At 74.6% G+C, this 2790-nt stretch carries 3 protein-coding genes; 1 reads left to right on the top strand and 2 read right to left on the bottom strand.

What is annotated here, in order from left to right; translation table 11 throughout:
- Positions 1-63: 63 nt before the first annotated feature.
- Together ACFCZN_RS08690 and eda are read right to left on the bottom strand one after the other, a co-directional pair.
- Complete coding sequence (locus tag ACFCZN_RS08690) at positions 64-1170, bottom strand: sugar kinase (RefSeq protein WP_429765809.1); 1107 nt, start codon at positions 1168-1170, stop codon at positions 64-66.
- A gap of 30 nt (positions 1171-1200) precedes the next feature.
- Positions 1201-1854, bottom strand: coding sequence for a bifunctional 4-hydroxy-2-oxoglutarate aldolase/2-dehydro-3-deoxy-phosphogluconate aldolase (eda, locus tag ACFCZN_RS08685; RefSeq protein ID WP_430556504.1), 654 nt, complete (start codon positions 1852-1854; stop codon positions 1201-1203).
- A 67-nt stretch (positions 1855-1921) separates the two neighbouring features.
- On the opposite strand from eda, the gene ACFCZN_RS08680 reads away from it, so the two are divergent.
- A complete protein-coding gene (locus ACFCZN_RS08680) occupies positions 1922-2692 on the top strand; it encodes an IclR family transcriptional regulator (RefSeq protein ID WP_430556503.1) in 771 nt (256 codons plus the stop codon).
- Positions 2693-2790 lie beyond the last annotated feature (98 nt).

Here is a 2790-nt window from a genome sequence, read left to right as displayed (position 1 = left end):
GGACCGAAGCCGGCTTCGGTCCGCCCCTCTCTATCTCGTGGAATTCGCTTCTCTATCTCGGCGTCAGCGCTGGACGCGCGCGCTGCCGCCGCCGGCCAGCTTGGCGACCTCGGCGAGGGTCGCCGTCGTCGTGTCGCCGGGCGTTGTCATGGCGAGCGCGCCGTGCGCGGCGCCGTACTCGACGGCCTGCTGCAACGAGTCGAGCTCCATGAGGCCGTAGGCGAGGCCGGAGGCGAACGAGTCGCCGCCGCCCACGCGGTCGAAGATCTCCAGGTCGGCGCGGTGCGTGGCCTCGACGAAGCCCTCGGCGCGCGACCAGGCGATGGCGCCCCAGTCGTTGACGGACGCGGACTTCACGCCGCGGAGCGTCGTCGCGATGACCTGGAAGTTCGGGTAGGCCTCGGCGGCGGTGCCGATCATCGCGCGGAAGGCGCCGGTGTCGAGGTCGGTGAGGTTCTCGTCCACCCCCTCCACCTCGAAGCCGAGCGAGGCGGTGAAGTCCTCCTCGTTGCCGATCATCACGTCGACGTGGTGCGCCAGACGGCGGTTGACCTCGCGCGCCCGCTCGACGCCCCCGATGCCCTTCCACAGGGAGGGGCGGTAGTTGAGGTCGTACGACACGATCGTGCCGTGCTTCTTGGCCGCGGTCATGGCCGCCTCGGCGACGTCGGCGGCCGACTCGGACAGCGCGGCGAAGATGCCGCCGGTGTGCAGCCAGCGCACGCCGGAGCCGAACAGGGCGTCCCAGTCCACGTCGTCGGGCTTCATCTGCGCGATCGCGGTGTTGCCGCGGTCGCTGACGCCGACGGCACCGCGCACGCCGAAGCCGCGCTCGGTGAAGTTGAGGCCGTTGCGGACGCTGCGGCCGATGCCGTCGTACTCGCGCCACTGCACCCAGGAGGTGTCGAGGCCGCCGGTGAGCATGAAGTCCTCGACGAGGCGGCCGACCTCGTTGTCCGCGAGGGCGGTGACGATCGCGCCGCGCAGGCCGAACGCGCGGCGCAGGCCGCGGGCCACGTTGTACTCGCCGCCGCCCTCCCAGACGTCGAACGAGCGGGTGGTGCGCACGCGGCGGTCGCCCGGGTCGAGGCGCAGCATGACCTCGCCGAGCGCGACGGCGTCGTAGCGGCACTCGGCGGCCGGGCGGGTGGTGATGGACGGGTTGGTCATCGTGTCTCCTTGCAGGCTCTGCGGGCCGACTCAGGCGGGCTGCGCGAGGGTGACGGCCTCGGCGGTGCGGCGGGTGACCTCGGCCCAGTCCCCCTGGGCGACGAGGGACTTCTCGACCATCCACGAGCCGCCGACGGCGAGCACCGGGGCGAGGCCGAGGTAGTCGCCGAGGTTGGCGGCGCTCACGCCGCCCGTCGGCACGAACCGCAGGCCGGGGAACGGCGCGGAGAAGGCCTTGATCGCGGCGGGGCCGCCGACCACGGAGGCGGGGAAGAGCTTGACGACGTCGAGGCCGAGGTCGAGCGCGGCCATGATCTCGCTGGGCGTGGCGACGCCCGGCAGGACCGGCACGCCGTGCTCCTGGGCCCGGCGCACGACGGCGGCCGACAGCCCCGGCGACACGATGTAGCGCGCCCCCGCGTCGACGACGGCGTCGACCTGCTCGACGGTGGTGACGGTGCCCGCGCCCACGACGACGTCGGGCTGGGTCCGCGCGACGGCGCGGATCGCGTCGATGCCGCCGGCGGTGCGCAGGGTGATCTCGGCGACGGGGAGGCCGCCGGCGACGAGCGCGTCGGCGAGGCGGGCGCCCTCGTCGGCGCCGTCGACCACGACGACGGGCACGAGGCGGTGGGCGCCGAGGGCGGCGACGACGTCGCCGGCCGGGGTCGAGGGGGAAGACATCCTGGCTCCGTTTCGCTATGGTGAACGCACGTTGTTCACTACGGAACACCATAGAGGACGAGCACCGATGACCCAACCCCCCAGCCCGCTCGGCAGCGTGGACAAGGCGCTGCTGACCCTCGACGCGCTCGCGCGCGCAGGCGCCGGCGGGGTCGCGCTGGCCGACCTCGCCGCCGAGGTGGGCGCGAACAAGTCGACGCTGCACCGCACCCTCGCGGCCCTGCGCCACCGCGGGTACGCCGACCAGCGGGCCGACGGCGCCTACACGCTGGGGGCGGCCGTGCTCTCGCTCGGCGCGGCCTACCTCGCCGAGGACAACCTGCCCGGCCTGCTGCGCCCGGCGCTCGAGGCGCTTCGCGACGAGGTCGACGAGCTCGTGCACCTCGGCGCCCTCGCCGGGCAGGAGGTCGTCTACCTCGACAAGGTCGAGCCGCAGCGCCCGCTGCGCGTGTGGTCCGCCGTCGGGCGGCGCATCCCCGTCGCGACGACGGCGCTGGGCCGGGCGCTCCTGGCCGCCACGCCGGACGGCGCACCGTCGCCCGGGTACGGCGGCGAGCCCGACGCCACCCCCGACGTCACCCCCGACGTCACGCTCCGGGCGGCCCTCGCCGCGGCGCGGGAGCGCGGGTACGCCACCGAGACCGAGGAGAACGAGCCCGGCATCGCGTGCGTCGCCGTCGCGCTGCTGCGCGCGGGCCGGCCGGTGGCGGCGGTCAGCATCACCGCGCCCGTCGAGCGCATGACCGGACCCGCCCGCGACGCCCGCGTGGCTGCGCTCCGCGACCTGCTGCCGCGGGTGCTCCCGACCGGCCTGACCGTTCCGGCGCCCTCGACGTAGCGATTCGGTGGGGGGCCTCGGGGGGGGGGAGGAAAAAAATGGCGACGCAAGGGGGCGCTTCTCCTTTCGCCCGCTTTCCTTTTTCCCCCCTCCCCCCC

Origin of the sequence: Isoptericola sp. NPDC056134 (assembly GCF_042264825.1) — a bacterium.
Classification (GTDB): domain Bacteria; phylum Actinomycetota; class Actinomycetes; order Actinomycetales; family Cellulomonadaceae; genus Isoptericola; species Isoptericola nanjingensis.
This window is presented reverse-complemented; position numbering and strand designations above follow the sequence as displayed.